This is a genomic window from Sphingomonas sp. 3-13AW (assembly GCF_049311085.1).
In the GTDB taxonomy this organism is placed as follows: Bacteria; Pseudomonadota; Alphaproteobacteria; order Sphingomonadales; family Sphingomonadaceae; genus Sphingomonas.
In genome coordinates, this window is record NZ_JASNVZ010000002.1 from 82,486 (window position 1) to 100,778 (window position 18,293).

At 67.0% G+C, this 18,293-nt stretch carries 15 protein-coding genes; 9 read left to right on the forward strand and 6 right to left on the reverse strand.

Annotated elements, in window-relative coordinates; all coding sequences use genetic code 11:
* The first annotated feature begins 221 nt into the window (after positions 1-221).
* The 4 genes from QP045_RS03605 to QP045_RS03620 are packed head-to-tail and all read left to right on the forward strand — an operon-like array spanning position 222 to position 3,214.
* Positions 222-1,472 (forward strand): lipoprotein-releasing ABC transporter permease subunit, encoded by a 1,251-nt coding sequence (locus QP045_RS03605; RefSeq protein ID WP_422513594.1) that lies wholly within the window; start codon positions 222-224, stop codon positions 1,470-1,472.
* The gene (locus QP045_RS03610; RefSeq protein WP_422513595.1) at positions 1,465-2,139 is read left to right on the forward strand and encodes an ABC transporter ATP-binding protein; all 675 of its coding nucleotides are present in this window, start codon (positions 1,465-1,467) and stop codon (positions 2,137-2,139) included. The genes QP045_RS03605 and QP045_RS03610 overlap by 8 nt, the downstream gene beginning before the upstream one ends.
* Positions 2,136-2,735 carry a GNAT family N-acetyltransferase gene (locus QP045_RS03615; RefSeq protein WP_422513596.1) on the forward strand — a complete coding sequence of 200 codons (600 nt, stop codon included), beginning with the start codon at positions 2,136-2,138 and terminating at the stop codon, positions 2,733-2,735. Before QP045_RS03610 ends, QP045_RS03615 begins: the two co-directional genes overlap by 4 nt.
* Positions 2,732-3,214, forward strand: coding sequence for a glutathione peroxidase (locus QP045_RS03620; protein ID WP_422513597.1), 483 nt, complete (start codon positions 2,732-2,734; stop codon positions 3,212-3,214). Before QP045_RS03615 ends, QP045_RS03620 begins: the two co-directional genes overlap by 4 nt.
* A gap of 3 nt (positions 3,215-3,217) precedes the next feature.
* On the opposite strand, the gene QP045_RS03625 is transcribed toward QP045_RS03620, so the two are convergent.
* Positions 3,218-3,802 carry an HdeD family acid-resistance protein gene (locus QP045_RS03625; RefSeq protein ID WP_422513598.1) on the reverse strand — a complete coding sequence of 195 codons (585 nt, stop codon included), beginning with the start codon at positions 3,800-3,802 and terminating at the stop codon, positions 3,218-3,220.
* Between the two features lie 101 nt (positions 3,803-3,903).
* Here QP045_RS03625 and dnaE point away from each other — a divergent pair, with 101 nt between their 5' ends.
* On the forward strand, positions 3,904-7,419 hold the full coding sequence (gene dnaE, locus QP045_RS03630) for a DNA polymerase III subunit alpha (RefSeq protein ID WP_422513599.1): 3,516 nt from the start codon (positions 3,904-3,906) through the stop codon (positions 7,417-7,419).
* 3 nt (positions 7,420-7,422) lie between these two features.
* Here the strand turns inward: dnaE and QP045_RS03635 are convergent, their stop codons facing one another.
* The 5 genes from QP045_RS03635 to QP045_RS03655 all read right to left on the reverse strand — a co-directional run bounded on the left by QP045_RS03635 (position 7,423) and on the right by QP045_RS03655 (position 13,076).
* Entirely contained in the window at positions 7,423-8,859 is a 1,437-nt protein-coding gene (locus tag QP045_RS03635) for a M48 family metalloprotease (protein WP_422513600.1), read from the reverse strand.
* 72 nt (positions 8,860-8,931) lie between these two features.
* Positions 8,932-9,999: a PA0069 family radical SAM protein gene (locus QP045_RS03640; RefSeq protein WP_422513601.1), complete on the reverse strand. Its 1,068-nt coding sequence runs from the start codon at positions 9,997-9,999 to the stop codon at positions 8,932-8,934.
* 44 nt (positions 10,000-10,043) lie between these two features.
* Positions 10,044-10,571, reverse strand: a complete 528-nt coding sequence (gene moaB, locus QP045_RS03645; protein WP_422513602.1) for a molybdenum cofactor biosynthesis protein B — start codon at positions 10,569-10,571, stop codon at positions 10,044-10,046.
* Entirely contained in the window at positions 10,561-12,318 is a 1,758-nt protein-coding gene (locus tag QP045_RS03650; protein WP_422513869.1) for a transglycosylase SLT domain-containing protein, read from the reverse strand. Before QP045_RS03650 ends, moaB begins: the two co-directional genes overlap by 11 nt.
* A gap of 14 nt (positions 12,319-12,332) precedes the next feature.
* On the reverse strand, positions 12,333-13,076 hold the full coding sequence (locus QP045_RS03655) for a uracil-DNA glycosylase family protein (RefSeq protein WP_422513603.1): 744 nt from the start codon (positions 13,074-13,076) through the stop codon (positions 12,333-12,335).
* A 116-nt stretch (positions 13,077-13,192) separates the two neighbouring features.
* Between QP045_RS03655 and QP045_RS03660 the strand changes: the two genes are divergently transcribed.
* From QP045_RS03660 to QP045_RS03675, 4 genes are all read left to right on the forward strand, one after another.
* Complete coding sequence (locus QP045_RS03660) at positions 13,193-14,854, forward strand: electron transfer flavoprotein-ubiquinone oxidoreductase (protein ID WP_422513604.1); 1,662 nt, start codon at positions 13,193-13,195, stop codon at positions 14,852-14,854.
* A 31-nt stretch (positions 14,855-14,885) separates the two neighbouring features.
* Positions 14,886-16,478: a tetratricopeptide repeat protein gene (locus tag QP045_RS03665; RefSeq protein WP_422513605.1), complete on the forward strand. Its 1,593-nt coding sequence runs from the start codon at positions 14,886-14,888 to the stop codon at positions 16,476-16,478.
* Positions 16,475-17,305: a 4-(cytidine 5'-diphospho)-2-C-methyl-D-erythritol kinase gene (locus QP045_RS03670; RefSeq protein WP_422513606.1), complete on the forward strand. Its 831-nt coding sequence runs from the start codon at positions 16,475-16,477 to the stop codon at positions 17,303-17,305. The genes QP045_RS03665 and QP045_RS03670 overlap by 4 nt, the downstream gene beginning before the upstream one ends.
* A 200-nt stretch (positions 17,306-17,505) precedes the next feature.
* A complete protein-coding gene (locus tag QP045_RS03675; RefSeq protein WP_422513607.1) occupies positions 17,506-18,252 on the forward strand; it encodes an N-formylglutamate amidohydrolase in 747 nt (248 codons plus the stop codon).
* Positions 18,253-18,293: the final 41 nt, after the last annotated feature.

Sequence of the window (18,293 nt, forward strand, 5' to 3'; positions counted from 1 at the left end):
TAAGGACAGCGGGGCTTGGAAGCCTCCCCGAACCACGGCCTGTTTTGCCTGCGTTTCGTTCGGACTTGCTACGTCGGCTGCCGCGGCTTGTCACCAGCCTCTGGGAGGGGGTGTGGAGAATCGCTTAACCCTGTGTTCATTGGGCAACAGGGCAGATTGCCACTCTTCGCCCCGCCACTTACAGGCGTGGTATCTTTTCTCCTGCGGGACCTGTCCAGCCAATGCTCCTGTCCAGCTACGAGCGCATGATCGCCCGACGCTACCTCCTGCCCGGAAGGGGGGAAGCGTTCATCGCCCTGGTCGCCGGGATCAGCTTGATCGCTGTGATGCTCGGCGTCGCCGCGCTCGTGATCGTGATGAGCGTCATGAACGGCTTTCGCGCGGAGCTGTTCGACAAGATCGTCGGCCTGAACGGCCATGCGGTGGTGCAGGGCCATAACGGCACCATCCGCGATTGGCGCCAGGTGCTGGAGGAGGCGCGCAAGACCCCGGGCGTTACCTCCGCGGTTCCGCTGATCGAGCAGCCGCTGTTCGCCACGCTGGACGGTCGGTCGGACTTCGTGCTGGTCCGCGGCATGGAGGTGCCGGACATCGTTGGAAACCCCACGATCCGCGACAATGTGAAGGCGGGTTCGCTTGCCTCGCTGGTACCGAACAGCGGCACCGTCGCGATCGGCTCCCGGCTGGCGGAGTCGCTGGGCGCGACGATCGGCAGCGACATCTCGATCATCAATCCGCAAGGACCGGCCACCCCGTTCGGAACGGCGCTGAGGATGGTGAGCTATCGTGTAGGCGCGATCGTCGAAGTCGGCGTGTACGACTATGACAAGGCCTTCGTCATCATGCCCATGCAGGACGCCCAAACCCTGCTGATGCTGGGCGACGGGGTGGGCATGATCGAGATCGAAACGGTCGATGCCGACAGGGTCGAACAGATCGTAGCGCCGCTGGCCGAAAAGGTCGCGCGGGTAGGGCGTATCGTGGACTGGCGTCAGCTCAATTCGCAGCTGTTCGAAGCGCTTGCGGTCGACCGGATCGTTACCTTCACCGTGCTGTCGATCATCATCCTGGTCGCCGTGTTCAACATCCTGTCCTCGCTGATCATGCTCGTGCGCGCGAAGACCCGCGACATCGCGATCCTGCGGACGATGGGGGCAAGCCGGGCCAGCCTGCTGCGGATCTTCATGACGGTCGGCACCACGGTCGGCGTGCTCGGGGTCGGCGCCGGCTTGGTGCTCGGCTTTATCTTCCTTTACTACCGCCAGGGCGTCGTGCGCTTCATCGGCCTGGTTACGGGGCAGAACATCTGGGACCCGACGGTGCGGTTCCTGACGACGTTGCCGTCCAAGGTGGACCCGGTGGAAATCACCACCATCGCCGTCGTGGCGCTTCTGCTCGCCTTCCTCGCGACTTTGTACCCGGCCCTCAAGGCCGCCAATACCGATCCTGTGCAGGTGCTTCGTTATGACTGATCCCGTCCTGCAGACCACGGACCTGCGCCGTAGCTTTACCCAGGGCGAGCAGACGATCCACGTGCTGCGCGGCGTCGACCTGAGGGTAGAGCCCGGGGAAATCGTCGCGCTTCTGGGGCCGTCGGGCTCGGGCAAGTCCACCCTGCTTCAGGCGGTGGGCCTGCTGGAGGGCGGCTTCGAAGGATCGATCCGGATCGCGGGGGTCGAGGCTGCCAAGCTCGACAGCCACGGACGCACGGCCATGCGGCGCGAGCGGCTTGGCTTCATCTATCAGTTCCACCACCTGCTGCCGGACTTCAACGCGGTGGAGAATGTGGTGCTGCCGCAGCTGATTGCCGGGAGCGGCCGCGCCAATGCCGAGGCGCGCGCGGAGGCACTGCTCACGGCGCTGGGCCTCGGGCATCGGTTGGGCCATCGGCCGAGCCAGCTCTCGGGCGGAGAGCAGCAGCGAGTCGCGGTCGCCCGCGCGCTCGCGACGCAGCCCGCGCTCGTCCTTGCGGACGAACCGACCGGCAATCTGGACGAGGCAACCGCCGATGTGGTGCTCGCCGAGTTCCTGCGTCTGGTCCGGCACGAAGGGTCGGCGGCGCTGATCGCCACCCATAACGAGCGGTTGGCGCTGCGGATGGATCGCGTGGTGCGGCTGCACGAGGGCGTGCTGGAATGAGCGCATGGACCGACCCGCCGGTGCTGCAGGGTCGGCATGTCACGCTGCGTCCGCTGGCGCCGAACGATCGCGACGCCCTGGTCTCGGCGGCGTCGGATGGGCGGCTGTGGGAGCTGTTCTACACGACCGCTCCGGGCCCGGATTCGATCGACTCCTGGCTGGCCAATGCGGACCGGGAGCGGAGTGAAGGGCGGGGGATGCCGTTCACGGTGCTGGACGCAGACGGCGCGGTGGTCGGCTCCACGCGCTATCTGCGGATGAACCGGGCCAATCGCCGGGTGGAGATCGGCGGCACCTTTTACGCGGGGCGGTCGCAACGCACCGGGGTGAATACCGAGGCGAAGCTGTTGCTGCTGGGCCATGCGTTCCAGGCGATGGACTGCGTGTGCGTTCAGTTCCGCACCGACTGGTTCAACAAGGCATCGCAGCGCGCGATCGAGCGGTTGGGTGCGAAGCGCGACGGCGTGCTGCGCGGCCAGCGCGTGATGCCGGACGGGCGGGTGCGGGACACGGTGGTCTATTCGATCCTTCAGCACGAATGGCCCGGCGTGAAGCGGAACCTGGAAATGATGCTGGCGCGAGGGAACAGGCAATGACCACGATCACCGAACTTCCCGTGACATTTGCCGACGGCACCACCGGCACTCTTGCCGACTTCGCCGGCAAGGTGCTGCTGATCGTCAACGTCGCTTCAAAGTGCGGGTTCACGCCGCAATATGAGGGGCTTGAGGCGCTGCACCGGCGCTATGCCGATCGCGGGTTCGCGGTGCTTGGGTTTCCGTGCAATCAGTTCGGCGCGCAGGAGCCGGGGGACGCGGCCGAAATCGCGAGCTTCTGCTCGCTGACCTATGACGTCACCTTCCCGATCTTCGCGAAGATCGACGTCAATGGAGAGAATGCGGCGCCGCTATTTCGGGTGCTCGCCGCCGAGGCGCCGGGATTGCTCGGCAGCAAGTCCATCAAGTGGAACTTCACCAAGTTCCTGGTCGACCGGTCGGGGCAGGTGGTGGAACGCTATGCGCCCACCACCAAGCCCGAAGCCTTGGCCACCGATGTCGAGCGACTGCTCGGCTGAGGCTCAGCTTGCCATCTTGAAGGCAGGGGTGCCGGATCGGTGGCTCAGAGCGCTTGCAATCGCGGTGATGCCGCCGAGCAGGAAGCTGAACCCCAGGATGAACCCAGGGAGGGTGAGGGCCGAGAAGGGGACCGTCACCAGGATCAGGATCGCGAGGACCAGGTTCACGACGCCGAGTATCAGCATGAGGACGCGGCCGGCGCGTATCTTGATGCCCCAGCGGATCTCCATCAACCCGCGCACCGCAAGCCAGATCGCCACAAGCAGGGTGAGGGAGATGGCGCCGGCGACCGGGCTGAAGACCAGCATCAGTCCGACGATCAGGGACAAGATCCCATAGGCGATCGTGTAGCCGCGGGACTCGTAGCCTTTTCCGGCGATGCCCGCGATGATGGCGAAGACGCCCGAGACCAGGAAGAAACTTCCGATCACGATTGTCACTGCGAGTGTGGCCGAGAACGGCCAGACGAAGGCGAGCACGCCGATCCCTGCCGAGACGATGCCATAGAGCAGGATCCAGCCCCAACCGGGGCCGGGGCGGGGCAGTGCGTCGGTCATGCTGGCGGAGGCGGTGCGGAAATCGGTCATATGCCATTCCTCGTCCGGTTCGGGCTGAAACGAAGCGGAAGGTCTGCTGTTCCGTGATGGGCGCGCTGGAAGAATCAGGGCGCTTCGGCTAGGCTCACCCGATGCCGCATTCCGGGTTCGTACCGCTTCGCACCTTCTCCTCCTTCACCATGCTCGAAGGCGCAATCGACCCGAAGGCGATTGCCAAGAAAGCGGCGAAGCTCGGCTTTCCTGCGATCGCGCTGAGCGACCGCAATGGCCTGTACGCGGCCATGGCATTTTCCGATGCGTGCAAGGCGGAAGGTGTGCAGCCGATCATCGGCACGCTGCTGTGCGTCGCGCGTCCCGTCCCGGAAGGCGTGGAGCCGCCGCTCGACTGGCTGGCGCTCTATGCCCAGGACATGCGCGGTTATGAGAACCTGTGCGCGCTGGTTTCGAAGGCACATCTCGACCGCCCTGTGGAGATCCCGGCACATGTGACGCTGGATATGTTGGAGGGCTATACGGACGGCCTGATCGCACTGACCGCGGACGGAGAAGGTGCGCTCGCGCGCCTCTTTGCCGAGGGGCAGGAGAGTGCGGCCTTCGCCTATGCCGATAAGCTCGAGGCGTTGTTTCCGGGGCGGCTCTACATCGAGCTGTGTCGCCGGAACGACGATGTGGAGCAGCGCGCGGAGGCGGCGTTGCTTGACCTGGCCTATGATCGCAACCTGCCGCTGGTCGCGACCAATCCCTGCTGCTTTGCCGATCCCGACTTCCACGAAGCGCATGACGCGATGCTGTGCATCGCCAGCTCAAGCTATGTTGCGAGCGAGGATCGCCAGCGGAGTTCGCCCGACCTCTGGATGAAGCCCGCCGACATGATGCGCGACATGTTCGCGGACTTGCCGGAGGCGATCGCGAACACGCTGGTGGTGGCACAGCGCTGCGCCGTGGCCGCGCCGAAACGCAAGCCCATCCTGCCCAGCCTTGCCGGCGACCGCGAGGCGGAGGCCGCGCGGCTGCGCGAAGACGCCTTTGCCGGCCTAGTCGCGCGCCTGCACAAGATCGTCGAGCTGGAAGATGGCGAGGGGCAGCAGCTCAGTGAGGCTGCCCTGCGCGAGCGCTTCCCGGAGTATTTCGAACGCCTGGAGTTCGAGGTCGGCATCATCATCCAGATGGGCTTCCCGGGCTATTTCCTGATCGTTGCCGACTTCATCAAATGGGCCAAGGACCATGACATTCCCGTGGGCCCGGGACGTGGATCGGGCGCCGGCTCTGCGGTGGCATGGGCGCTCACCATCACCGATCTCGATCCGATCAAGCTGGGCCTGCTATTCGAGCGCTTCCTGAACCCGGAACGTGTGTCGATGCCCGACTTCGACATCGACTTCTGCGAAACGCGACGTGGCGAGGTCATCCGCTACGTCCAGCAGAAGTACGGCCGTGACCAGGTGGCGCAGATCATCACCTTCGGTAAGCTCAAGGCACGCGCGGTGTTGAAGGACACCGGCCGTGTGCTGCAGATGAGCTATGGCCAGGTCGATCGCCTCGCCAAGCTGGTGCCGAACCACCCGACCGACCCGTGGACGCTGGAACGCGCCATCAACGGCGTGACGGAGCTAGCGCACCAATATGAGCGGGAAGACGACGTCCGCCGCCTGCTCGACCTGGCGATGAGGCTGGAAGGTCTGCCGCGCCACAGTTCCACCCACGCCGCCGGCGTGGTGATCGGGGACCGGCCGCTTGCCGAGCTGGTGCCGCTCTACCGCGATCCCCGTTCCGACATGCCCGTCACCCAGTTTGACATGAAATATGTCGAAGGTGCCGGCCTGGTGAAGTTCGACTTCCTCGGACTCAAGACGCTTTCGGTGCTCAAGAAGGGCGTGCAGCTGCTTGCGAAGCGCGGCGTCACGGTCGATCTGGACAGCCTGAAGTGGGATGACGAGGGCGTGTACGCGCTCCTGCAGCGCGGTGAGACGGTCGGCGTGTTCCAGCTGGAATCCGAAGGCATGCGCCGCACGCTGACGGCGGTGCGCCCGACCAACTTCGGCGACATCATCGCGCTCGTTTCGCTCTATCGCCCCGGCCCGATGGACAACATCCCGAGCTTCGGCGCGCGCAAGGCCGGGCGCGAGGAGATCGTCTATCCGCATGCGCTGCTGGAGCCGATCCTGAAGGAGACCTACGGGATCTTCGTCTATCAGGAACAGGTGATGCAGGCGGCGCAGATCCTCGCCGGCTACAGCCTGGGTGGCGCGGACATGCTGCGCCGGGCGATGGGCAAGAAGGTCCAGGCGGAGATGGATGCCCAGCGCTCGATCTTCGTAGAGGGCTGCGCCAAGGTGAACAACATCCCGGAGGCGAAGGCCAACGAGCTGTTCGACTTGATCGACAAGTTCGCGGGCTATGGCTTCAACAAGTCGCACGCCGCCGCCTATGCGCTGCTCGCCTACCAGACGGCGTGGCTGAAGGCGCACTATCCGCACGAGTTCTTCGCGGCCTCGATGTGCTTCGACATGGCGCAGACGGACAAGCTCGCCGTGTTTGTCGACGACATGAAGCGCCTGGGCATTCCGTGCCTAGGACCGGACTTGAACGCCAGCGAGGCCGAGTTCGACGTGCAGCCGCATGGCGACGGACTGGCGGTCCGCTACGCACTCGCCGCGCTGAAGGGCGTCGGTGAGCGGGCGATGGAGCAGCTGATCGAGGAGCGGCGCGCCAATGGCCCGTTCAAGACCCTCGACGATTTCGCCCATCGCGCCGACCCGCGGCTGCTCAACAAGCGGCAGCTGGAAACGCTCGCCTCGGCAGGCGCCTTCGATAGCATCGTTGCCGATCGCGCGGCCGTGGCAGCGGCGGCGGAGACGGTGCTGGGGGTGGCCGCGCGCACGCAGGAGAACAAGATCAGCGGGCAGGGTGGCTTGTTCGGCATTGGCGGCGGGGCCGCCGAACCGGCGATCCGCCTACCGGACGCGCACTGGTCGATGACCCAGGGGATTGCAGCCGAGCGCGAGGCATTCGGCTTTTACTTCTCCGCGCATCCGCTCGATCGCTACGCCCATCTGGCAAAGGTGCATGGGGCTCGCACCATCGCGGCGCTGGCGGATACGCCGGTTCCCGAAGGCGGGCGCTCCGGTGCGACGGTCGCGGCGTTGGTCGAGGATGCGCGCTGGCGCACGTCTGCCCGGGGCAAGCGCTACATGATGGCGACGCTTTCGGACGCGAGCGGCCAGTGCATCGCGACCTGTTTCGAGGATGCTGCCGCCGACGCGCTGGAAGAGGCGAGCAAGCTTGGCGGCTGCGGCCTGATGACGCTGGAGCTAGACCGTCGTCCGGGCGACGAGAGCGCACGGGTGACGGTGAAGTCGGTGAAGCCGTTCGAGGCGCTCGCCAACAGCATTCGCCTGACGCTCGAACTGAAGCTCAGCGATGCGGCGGCGCTACCGACGCTGGCGACGCTGCTGGCCGGCCACCGCGGGGCCCGCGGGGAAGTCTGGGCAGAGGTCGAAGCGGCGGGCGGCACCACCGCGCACCTGGTCCTTGGCCGCGACTATCTGCTCGACGGCGAGCTCACCAGCCACGTCGAACGGGTGCCGGGGGTCGTGTCCGCGACCTTGCGGGCCGCGGACGCGAAACGCCTGGCTGCCGTCGCCTGAAGCTCAGCCGGCGACGACCAGCTTGACCAGACGACCCGGCGTCAGCGTCGAGCTGTCCTCCAACGCGTTGAGCGTCACGAACCGGTCGCGCTGGTGGTCGGGGTACGCCATCTGGCGGGCGAGGCTGTCGATCGTATCGCCCGCCTTTACCGTGACGATGCGGATGCGTTTGCCCTTGATCCCGGCGGCCGCCTGCGGCGACAGTTCCGAGACGCTCGACACCAGACTGGTGAGCGGGCCAAGACGGCTGCCGCTGGGCGTCACCACGAGGAAATAATAGGTCGATGAGGGGAAGCGGTAGGCGATGATGGTCGCATCCACCGCGCGGCCGTTGCTGGTGGCCGAGACCGTGCCCTGCACCGTCTGCAAGCCGTTGATCTGGCCGCTGCGCAGTTCGACGCCGGCCGTGTCGCGGGCTCCGAGCTCCGCGAGCCGGGCGCGCACGAATGCGGAAAGGTCGGTAGTGGCGGCGGCCGTGCGGAACTGGGCCTGGCCGCCGCTGCCGGCGATCGTCACCGCGTCGGTGCCGTTGTCGATCTTGTAGCCCGCGGGCGCGGTGAACTGCAGGCGAAACTGCGGGTGGCGAAAGGTCTGCCCGTCGACGATGCCCTGCGCGGGATTGTCGTCGTACGGCATCCCGTCGAGCATCCGCAGAAAGGCGATGTCCTGTACGCCAGCGGCCGGGGCGCCGCGAACCTGCTGCGCAAGCTTGCGAGCGCGCGCGACGCGATCCTCGCCATTCGGATGGGTGCTGGCCCAGGTCGGCACGGCATCTGCCTGCTTGCCCTCGATCCGCGCAGTCAGCGTCTGGTCGTCGTTGAGCTGGCGAAGCATCGCCGCCATGCCATAGGGATCGTAGCCGGCGGCCGTCGCATAGCGCACGCCCAGACCGTCCGCTTCATATTCCTGGGAGCGACTGAATCCCAGCGTGTAGAGCTGGGAGCCGGTGCTGGCGAGGCGGGTCAGCACATCACTTCCCGTCAGCACGCCTACGCCGGCGGACAACAGGTTGCCCAGCGTGGCGCGGGTGTTGCGCTTGTTGGAATGGCGTGCGGCGACATGGCCGACCTCATGGCCCAGCACGGCGGCAAGCTCAGCCTCGCTGTTCATCAGCGCCAGCAGCTGGCGTGTCACATAGACATAGCCGCCGGGCACCGCGAACGCGTTCTCGACCGGGGAGTCGAGCAGGGTGACGGTGAAGTCGCCCTGCGCATTCGACAAGCCTGACTGCACCGCGACGCGCTTGCCCACGCGCTCAACGAACGCTGCCTGTGGGCCGGTGTAGGGTCCACCGAACTGCGCGAGCAGCTGCGGATGCGCCTGCGCCCCCTGCGCTTTGTCGGATCGGGAAATGGCTCGTGCAGTTTGTGCCGAGGCAGGAAGCGTCGGCGTCACGATCAAGGCGGTGGCCGCGGTCGCGGCAATATACATAGGGTTCATAGCGTCTCCGGCGTCCCAGCGCTTGTAGCGGCATCCGGTTCCCGCACCCAGATGCTGCAACCACCGGGAAGCCTAGCCGAACAACTCTCCCTGCGGCCCGGGCGGAGGGCGAAACAGGTCGCAGCGCAGTGGTGTGCGCTTTCGGTCGAGGCCATGCCGGCGCAGCGCGATGCGGAACCGGGTTCGCATCAGTTCTGCCCACGGACCCGAACCCTGCATTCGCGTGAAGAAGTCCGGGTCGTTCACCCGGCCGCCGCGTAACGAGCGGATGATGGCCATTACCTTGTCCGCGCGATCCGGGAAATGCGTATCGAGCCACGCCCGGAACAACGGCGCCACTTCCCAGGGCAGCCGCACGGGCAGGAAGAAGGCGCCGCATGCGCCCGCCGCGGCGGCTTCTTCGAGGATGTGTTCGATCTCTCCGTCGGTGATCGCCGGGATTACCGGTGCGACCGAGACCGAGCACGGCACCCCTGCGGCCGTGAGCGCGGCCACCGCCGCAAGGCGCTTTCGGGGATGGGGCGCACGCGGCTCAAGGGTGCGCGCGATCGACGGGTCCAGCGACGTGATCGACAGCGCCACCGACACCAGCCCCTTGGTTGCCATCGGTGCGAGCAGGTCGAGGTCGCGCACCACCCGGTCCGACTTGGTCGTGATCGTCAGCGGATGATCGCACTCGGCGAGAACCTCGATGCAGTTGCGCGCGACCCGCCATTCCGCCTCGATCGGTTGATAGGGATCGGTGTTCGTCCCGAAGGCGATGGGGCGGACGCGATAGCTAGCCTTCCCGAGTTCCGCGCGCAGGAGCATTGGCGCGTCCGGCTTCGCGAACAGCCGCGTTTCGAAATCGATGCCCGGTGACAGGTCGTGATAGGCGTGGCTGGGCCGCGCGAAGCAATAGATACACCCGTGCTCACAGCCGTTGTACGGGTTCACGGACCGGTCGAAACCGACGTCAGGCGACTGGTTGTAGCTGATGGCGGTGCGCGGGGTCAGGATCCCGACGGTCGTACGAACTGGCGGCGGGGCGCCGTCGATTACTTCCTGTGCGTCCAGCCAGTCGCCATCCGCCTCCCGTTCGGGCAAGCCGAAGCGGGTGCTGGTGCTGTTAATCGTTGCGCCACGTGCGGTGCGAGCCATGGCGCATGAGAACACAACAAGAACGGAGAAGCAAGCCGCTTGGGTCAGCGCTCCAGCAGGCGGGGCATCAACTCGACGAAGTTGCAGGGGCGGTGCCGGCTGTCGAGCTGGCTTGAAAGGATGCCCTCCCACCCGTCGCGCACCGCGCCGGTCGAGCCGGGCAATGCGAAGATATAGGTGCCGCGCGCGACGCAGGCACAGGCCCGCGACTGCACGGTAGAGGTGCCGATCTTGGCATAGCTTAGCCAACGGAACAGTTCGCCGAAGCCGGGGATCATCTTGTCGGCGACGCGCTCTACCGCTTCCGGGGTGACGTCCCGACCGGTCACGCCGGTGCCGCCGGTCGTCAGGATGCAGTCAATCTCCGGGTCGGCGATCCAGCCGTGAAGCCGCCCGACGATGGCATCGACATCGTCGCGAAGCAGCGCGCGATCTGCAAGCACATGGCCAGCTTCCGTCAGGAGCGCGACCAGCGTGTCGCCTGAACGGTCCTCGGCGAGCGTCCGGCTGTCGGAGACCGTCAGGACAGCGATGCGAACGGGAAGGAAGGCGCGGTCGGGATCAATTGGCATTGGTAAGCCGCGAACGCCCGGCACTGCTGATGCGGACGGCGCCGCTGCCCTTCGCGCCCGGGAACTTGGGCCACATGCCCTGCGCCAGCGCCGCCCGGCTCGCGGACGTCTTGCCGGCCTGCTTCTCGTACATCCAGTAATTGCGCAGCACCGACATCACATAGCCGCGGGTTTCCCAATAGGGGATCGACTCGATGTAGAGCAGCGGATCGCCGCCATCGCGGGATTGCAGGTCCCACGCCTGTACCGGGCTCGGTCCCGCGTTATAGGCGGCGATGACCTTGGGCAGCAGGCCGCCGGTGGCTGACATGTCGCGCAGCTTTTCCAGATAGCTCTGGCCGACTTCGATATTCGTCGAGGGACGGGCAAGCGCCGAGCGGTCGATCGTAACCCCGCGCGCGCGGCCGAAGTCGCTGGCGGCAGCGGGCATGATCTGCATCAGCCCGAACGCGCCGGCGGGGCTGACCACCTGCGGGTTGAACTTCGATTCCTGAAGCGCATGGGCGTAGACCAGCGACTTGTCGACGCGCCAGCCGCCGTCGGGTGTCCAGTTGGGCTCAGGGAAGCGAGCCTCCATCACGGGCTTCGCCCCGGCAGGGCCGTTGTGCGAGAGCCAAAGCTGGGTGGCGGGCAGGTTCATGCTGCCCGATACGCGGGTCAACGCGGCATAATCGCTGGGGTCGCCGATCTTCGCCTGGTGGCGCAGGACCTGGTCCGCGAGTGCTGCCTCCCCGATTTCGGAAAGCGCGGCCGCAACCCGCACATTGGGGCGCCGCTCGAGCATCTGCCAGTCGGCAGTGACCTTCTCTGGCGAGGACTTGCGGTCGATCATGCCGAGCGCCTGTCGCGCGAGCAGTCCGTAATAGGTGTCGCCATATTGGGCGGCGCTCTGCAGGCGGGGCTGGACCAGATCGGGGCGACCGCAGGCGATGTCCGCCCGCGTAGCCCAATAGAGGCCGGCTGAACGCAGTTCGGTGTCGCTGGCCCGGCGCGCGACGTCTCCGAAGGCGACCTGGGCGGCGGCGCAATCCTTCTGCCGCCACGCAGCCAGCCCCTGGGTCCAGTCCGCCTGTGCGGCCCAATCGCCCCGGCCGGTCTGGGCAAGCCGGGCGACGCGTCGCGCGTTTCCGTCGTCGCCAGCGACGAAATAGATCCAGGCGACGCGCTGCTGCCATTCGGTAAGGGCTTCAGGCGTCAGTTCCCCCGCCCGCTGGTTGAGCAGCGCTTCGGCGGAAGGGCCGTCGTCGAGCTTTACGAAGGGCTTCATCGCGACTGCGAGTTCGGCCGCAACCTGGTCGCTCCGGATCGCACGGGTCCGAATGCGCGTGGGGGCGCCGTCGAACCAGGTCATGCGCTGCTCGGTCGGCAGGGACGGGAGAGAGGTGGCGCCCCGCAGCTGGGCCAACCGGGCGAGTTGCTGTGCCTGCGGAAGCTCCGGCGCTTCGGCCAGGAGTGCAAGCAGCGGCTCGAGCGGGGTCTTGGGAGAGCTAGGCGCGGTGTAGATCTGGGCACGCGCGATTGCGTGCAACGGGCCGGGCTTCAGCGCGGCGAGCTGAAGCTGGGCGTCGGCCCAGCGCTGGCTGCGAATTGCCTCGAACACGGAACGGTAGGCGGAGCGTTCCTCTGCCGTCAGCTGGCTGGGAATCCCTTGGGAAGCCGGGGGCCGGGTGACGCGGCCCGGAGTGCGGCCGCCATCGACGTCGTCGGTAGCGGCGAAAGCTGGCGCGGCCATCAACAGCGCGCCCATGGCAAGAGCGAGTTTCACGCGTTGTCTTCCTCGATCAGCAACTGCAGGTCGCGCCAGGCCTCTGCCTTGCACATCGGTCGTTCCAGCAGCACCCGCGGGTGGTAGGTGGCGACCGCCTTGCACGCTAAGTTGTCAGGGATAAGGGCGTTCGAACAATCTCCGTTGCCGGCCGCATCCGGCCCCAGCACGGCACGGCTTGCCGTCTGGCCGAGCAGCAGCAGCCGCCGTGGTCGCACGATCTTCACCAAATGCCGCGCGAGCGCTTCGAGCTCGGTGGCGCTCGCGCGCGGTACCCGCCCGGCAAGCGGCCGTGCGACGCATACGGACGCAAACAGGGTCTGTTCGCGGGTGACGCCGATCGCCGCCAGCATGCGATCGAGCAGTCGTCCCTCAGGGCCGGAGAGCAGGCGGCCGGCCGCGACATCGCCTTCTTCCGGCACGTCGGTCAGGACCATCAGCGTCGCGGTTGCCGGGTCGCCAACAGGAGCCACACGCACCTGAGCCCATTTTGCATCGGGGACGGCATCCCCCATCCGATACGCCACGAACTGCTGGTATTCGTCGGGGTAGCCCGCAGCCGCATCCGAAGCCGTCGGAGCGGTTTGAAGCTGGGGCGCGGGGAGGGGAGCGGGTCGCTCTTCCGGCACCAGCCAGTCGCGCGGAAGCTCCTGCACCAGCGTGTCCGCGCCGGCGTCTGCCCACCAATCGAGCACACTCTCCGCGGCTTTTCGCCAATCCTGATGCTGATCCGCCCCCATCGCCCTATATAGGCCACCGGGTTGACGCCGCGGTCAATCTGAATGAATCCGGCCACCGACAAGGCGTTGCAGCGACGCGACGACACGGTGCTGCGGCGAAACAGGAGTAGGAGTGAATGAGCGAGCGGGAATCGATGCCCTATGACGTCGTGATTGTCGGCGCCGGCCCCGCAGGCCTGTCGGCTGCGATCCGGCTGAAGCAGTTGGCGAACGAAGCAGGGCGCGAGATTGCCGTCTGCGTCCTGGAAAAAGGGTCCGAGGTAGGCGCCCATATCCTGTCGGGCGCGGTGATCGATCCGCGTGCGCTCGACGAGCTATTGCCCGAATGGCGCGACCAGGGCTGTCCGCTGGCCCAAGTGCCGGTGACGGAGAATCATCACTGGATCCTCAGCGCCGCGGGCAAGACCGAAATGCCGCACGCGGCATTGCCGCCGTTCATGTCGAACGAGGGGACCTATACCGGTTCGCTGGGCAGCCTGTGCCGCTGGCTCGCAGAGCAGGCCGAAGGGCTCGGCGTCGAGATCTTCCCTGGGTTCGCTGCCGCCGAAGTGCTGTTCCACGAGGACGGTTCCGTAAAGGGCGTCGCGACCGGCGACATGGGCGTTGCGCGCGACGGCACGCACAAGCCCGACTGGCAGCCCGGCCTCGAACTCCATGCGAAGTACACCTTCCTCGCCGAGGGCGTGCGCGGACATCTCAGCAAGCAGCTGATCCGCACTTTCGACCTTGCGAAGGATTCCCAGCCGCAGGTCTATGGCATCGGCATCAAGGAACTGTGGGACATCGCGCCGGACAAGCATGTTCCCGGCCGGGTCATCCACACACAGGGCTGGCCGCTTTCTGAGACCCGCGGGACCAATGGTGGTGGCTTCCTCTACCACCAGGCGAACGGGCAGGTAGCGCTGGGCCTCGTCACCTGGCTCAATTATTCCAACCCGTATCTGTCTCCCTTCCATGAGATGCAGCGCTGGAAGACCCATCCCGAGATCGCAAAGATCCTGGAGGGCGGCAAGCGCGTGTCCTACGGCGCCCGCGCGATCAACGACGGCGGCTGGCAGTCAGTGCCGAAGCTGGTCTTCCCCGGCGGCGCCCTGATCGGTTGCTCGGCGGGCTTCGTGAACGTGCCGCGCATCAAGGGTACGCACACGGCGATGAAGACGGCAATGCTCGCAGCCGAAGCGGCGTTCGAGGCGATCGTCGCCGACCGCGGCGGAGACACGCTCGACGCCTATCCGCGCGCCTATGAAGCAAGCTGGGTCTATGAAGAGCTGCGCAAGGTCCGCAACGTCGTGCCGCTGGTCAAGAAGTTCGGCGACTTCGTCGGCTCCGGCCTGTCGGGCATGACGATGTGGGCGGAGCATTGGGGCATTCGCATGCCCTTCACCATGAAGCACCACCCGGACCACGAAAGCCTGTGGCGCAAGGACCAGGTGCAGCCGATCGCCTATCCCAAGCCAGACGGGAAGCTGACCTTCGACCGCCTCTCCTCGGTGTTCCTGTCGAACACCAACCATGAGGAGGACCAGCCGGTCCACCTGACGCTGCGCGACCCGGACATCCCCATCGACTATGACCTGCCGATGTTCGATGAGCCGGCCCAGCGCTATTGTCCGGCCGGCGTCTATGAGGTCGTGGAGACCGAAGGCGCGAAGCCGCGCTTCGTGATCAACGCGCAGAACTGCGTCCACTGCAAGACCTGTGACATCAAGGACCCCACCCAGAACATCAACTGGGTGGTGCCAGAGGGCGGGGGAGGCCCGAACTATCCGAACATGTAAGCGCCTGCTGTGGGTGGCAGCGGTTTCGGCGATGGCGCTGTCCGCCTCGCCGGCCGCTGCCGCCGCCGCGGAGGAGAACCTTCCGGCGTACGTCCGGGCACGCGCTGCGGACGCGGACGGAAACGTCGATGCCGCGGCCCGCTATTACGCGCTGGCACTGGCGGCGAAACCCGGGAGCGAGGTAGTCGCGATCCGTGCCTATCGCGAGGGGCTGGCCAGCGGCGACATGGCGCTGGCGCGAAGGTCGGCACAGGTGCTGGCGCGCGCGGGCGTGGCGCCGCCGGACGCGGCGCTCCTGGACTTTGCGGATGCGCTCGCCGCCCGCCGGCGCGATCAGGCTGTGGCGGCGCTCGAAAGCCTTGGCGAAAGCCCGTTTGATTTCATGCGGCCGGTGCTGGCGGCGTGGCTTGCAATGGACGGGCGCGACAATGCCGCTGCGCTCCAACTGGGAACTTCGGGTGGGGATGCGCTTGATCGGCGCTACGCGTCCGAGAACAAGGCGCTCCTCCTGATCGCACAGAAGCGGACGGCGGAAGGGCTTGCCGCGGTTCAGGCGCAGCTCGGCGGGTTGCGGGACGACACGCAGCTGCGCTTTGCCGCGGCATCGTTGCTGGCAGGGCAGGGAAAGTCGGACGCGGCGAAGATGCTGCTCGCAGGCGAGGACCCGGCGATTGCGACGTACCGCCAACGGCTCGGCCGGGGCGCCAAGGGCGATGCCCGGTTCGGAGCATCCCGGTTCCTGGTCCGGGTGGCAGTCGACATGACTTCCGAGGAGACGGCGCCTCTGGGGATCGTCCTGACGCGCGCCGCGCTGGTGCTCGACCCGGGTTATGATCGGGCGCGCATCGCTCTGGCCGATGCCCTTTCTCAGGAGGGCGCCCATGCCAAGGCGCGTGAGGCGTTGGCGGCGGTCCCGGCCAAGAGCCCTTTCGCGCGCGAAGCCCGCGTCGCCGAAGTCGCGGTGCTTTCACGCGCCGGCAAGGCAGAGGCCGCCATTGCGGCAGCCGCTGCCCTTTCGGCTGGCGCTGGCGGCAGCAGCGACGATGCCCGGCGGCTGGCCGATCTACTGACCGAGCAAAGCCGTTTCGACGATGCCGCTGCGAGCTATGCGGTCGCGATCGAGCGCGAAGGAGAGCAGGCCGACTGGACGCTTCTGCTCCAGCGTGGCGCCGCCCTGGAACAGGGCGGGCGGTGGGACGAAGCGCTGCCGGTCCTGCATCAGGCGGTGCAGATTGCACCGGAGGAGCCGCTGGCCCTCAATTACCTCGGCTATGCGCAGGTGGAGCGCGGCCAGAATGTGCCTGCGGCCGTCGCGCTGCTGGAAAAGGCACACCGCCTTGCGCCCGAGGACCTCAGCATCGCGGACTCATTGGGGTGGGGCTATTATCGCCAGGGCGACCTTGCCCGTGCGCTCCCGCTCCTTGAGGTGGCGGCGAACACCAACGATGTGAGCGGGACGGTGCAGGAGCATCTGGGCGACGTGCTGTGGGCGCTCGGCCGCCGGTACGAGGCGCGATATGCCTGGTCGGCGGCGCAACTCGATGCCGAGGATGCGACGGTCGAAGCGCGGCTGGCGGACAAGCTGGCCCATGGAATGGCCGCAGCGCCGGGGGCGCGTCCGTGATCCAGGAAGTTGCGCGAGCAAAGCTGAACCTTGCCCTTCACGTGCGAGGCCGGCGGCCGGACGGCTACCACGAACTCGAAACATTGTTCGCCTTTGTCCGGGACGGCGACCTGCTGACGGTCTCGCCCGCCGAGCAGGACAGCTTCGCCATCACCGGGCCTTTCGCGGCCACCCTGCAGGGGGACGGGGACAATCTGGTGACGCGCGCCCGCGACCGGTTCCGGGCGGCGTTCGGCGACCGGCGGGGGCACCAAATCCTGCTCGACAAGCGTCTGCCGGTTGCATCCGGTATCGGCGGGGGATCGGCCGACGCGGCCGCGACACTCAGGGCGCTAGCGGCGTTGGACGGCGTGTCTCTGAACCATCCAGACCTGCTCGCATGTGCCGATGCACTGGGATCGGACGTGCCGGCGTGCCTCCTCAGCCGCACCGCGATCGGTCGCGGGCGGGGCGAGGAACTGACGCCTGTTGACGGTCTGGCCGGCATCCCGGCGCTGCTCGTGAACCCCGGCGTCGGCGTATCGACCGCGGCAGTTTTTTCACGATGGGACGGAGTCGATCGCGGCCCGATCGGGATCGGAAATCCGCTGGAGGTGGCTCGCACCGGTCGCAACGATCTTGAACCGCCGGCCCGGGAATTGGCGCCGGAGATCGACGCGGTGTTGGCTGAGCTGGAACGTCAGGACGGGACCTGGATGGTTCGCATGTCCGGGTCGGGCGCGACCTGCTTCGCCCTGTTCGACGACCGAGCCCGGTGCACAGCCGCCGCGAGCACGATCCGGAGCGCGCATCCGGGGTGGTGGTGTCTCGAAACGGAACTGGTCTGAGCCGGAATCCCGGGGCGGGACGTGCAAGCACGCAGCGGCGATGATGTCGGCGGTTGCGGAACGCCTCGCCGTGCGGCCTAAGCGGGATGCGGATCAGACGCCGTTAGCGGGACGTCCGTGGATGGCCCCTGCCGAGTGCAGGCGCCATCCTCCCCGGCTCCAGGGGTGACAGACGCGCCTGTCTGGGGCAGGTCGCTGTCATGGATCCCGTGAACCAGCCGCCCGAACTCGCAGCACTACCCCCGGCGGAGCAGATCGACGGCCCGGGTGGGGGCGTACTGCTGCTGTGTGATCATGCGTCCAACCATGTGCCAGCCGACATCTCGCTGGGCGTGCTCCCGGCGCTGCTCGACCTGCACATCGGCTATGATATCGGCGCAGCTGCGCTGACCCGCAGCCTTGCGACGAGGATCCGGGCGCCGGCCGTGCTCGGCACGGTCTCCCGGCTTGTGATCGACCTGCATCGCGAACCGCATCATGATGCGCTGGTTCCGCCGGCGAGCGATGGTCATGTCATTCCGGGCAACGCCGCCGCCGATCGTCTCGGGCGGATCGAGCGCTTTCACATGCCCTATCATGCGGCGATCGAGCAGGCGGTGCGCGACTATCGCCCGGCGCTGGTCGTGGCGATCCACAGCTTTACGCCGCGGCTGGCGAGCGGCGGCCCGGAGCGGCCGTGGCAGGTCGGCATCCTCTACAATCAGGACAGCCGCGCTGCCCATCCGGCGATCGCCGCCCTGCGTGGCCGCGGATTGGTGACCGGGGATAACGAGCCCTATTCCGGTCGCGAGCTCAACGCGACGCTCAACCGCCATGCCGAGGCACATGGCATTCCCAGCATTTCCGTCGAAGTGCGCAACGACCTGATCGGCGACGATGCCGGGGTCGCGAACTGGACGGCCATTCTCGCCGAGGTGATCGGCACCGTACGGACACAGCTGCGCTGACGTTCGCTAGCGCTAGCCCAAGTCTGAGTCGGCAGCCTACA

Coding starts and splice junctions, on each gene's coding strand:
- QP045_RS03605 (WP_422513594.1), top strand. CDS start 222: ATGCTCCTGTCCAGCTACGAGCGCATGATCGCCCGACGCTACCTCCTG.
- QP045_RS03610 (WP_422513595.1), top strand. CDS start 1,465: ATGACTGATCCCGTCCTGCAGACCACGGACCTGCGCCGTAGCTTTACC.
- QP045_RS03615 (WP_422513596.1), top strand. CDS start 2,136: ATGAGCGCATGGACCGACCCGCCGGTGCTGCAGGGTCGGCATGTCACG.
- QP045_RS03620 (WP_422513597.1), top strand. CDS start 2,732: ATGACCACGATCACCGAACTTCCCGTGACATTTGCCGACGGCACCACC.
- QP045_RS03625 (WP_422513598.1), bottom strand. CDS start 3,802: ATGACCGATTTCCGCACCGCCTCCGCCAGCATGACCGACGCACTGCCC.
- dnaE (WP_422513599.1), top strand. CDS start 3,904: ATGCCGCATTCCGGGTTCGTACCGCTTCGCACCTTCTCCTCCTTCACC.
- QP045_RS03635 (WP_422513600.1), bottom strand. CDS start 8,859: ATGAACCCTATGTATATTGCCGCGACCGCGGCCACCGCCTTGATCGTG.
- QP045_RS03640 (WP_422513601.1), bottom strand. CDS start 9,999: ATGGCTCGCACCGCACGTGGCGCAACGATTAACAGCACCAGCACCCGC.
- moaB (WP_422513602.1), bottom strand. CDS start 10,571: ATGCCAATTGATCCCGACCGCGCCTTCCTTCCCGTTCGCATCGCTGTC.
- QP045_RS03650 (WP_422513869.1), bottom strand. CDS start 12,318: ATGGGCGCGCTGTTGATGGCCGCGCCAGCTTTCGCCGCTACCGACGAC.
- QP045_RS03655 (WP_422513603.1), bottom strand. CDS start 13,076: ATGGGGGCGGATCAGCATCAGGATTGGCGAAAAGCCGCGGAGAGTGTG.
- QP045_RS03660 (WP_422513604.1), top strand. CDS start 13,193: ATGAGCGAGCGGGAATCGATGCCCTATGACGTCGTGATTGTCGGCGCC.
- QP045_RS03665 (WP_422513605.1), top strand. CDS start 14,886: ATGGCGCTGTCCGCCTCGCCGGCCGCTGCCGCCGCCGCGGAGGAGAAC.
- QP045_RS03675 (WP_422513607.1), top strand. CDS start 17,506: ATGGATCCCGTGAACCAGCCGCCCGAACTCGCAGCACTACCCCCGGCG.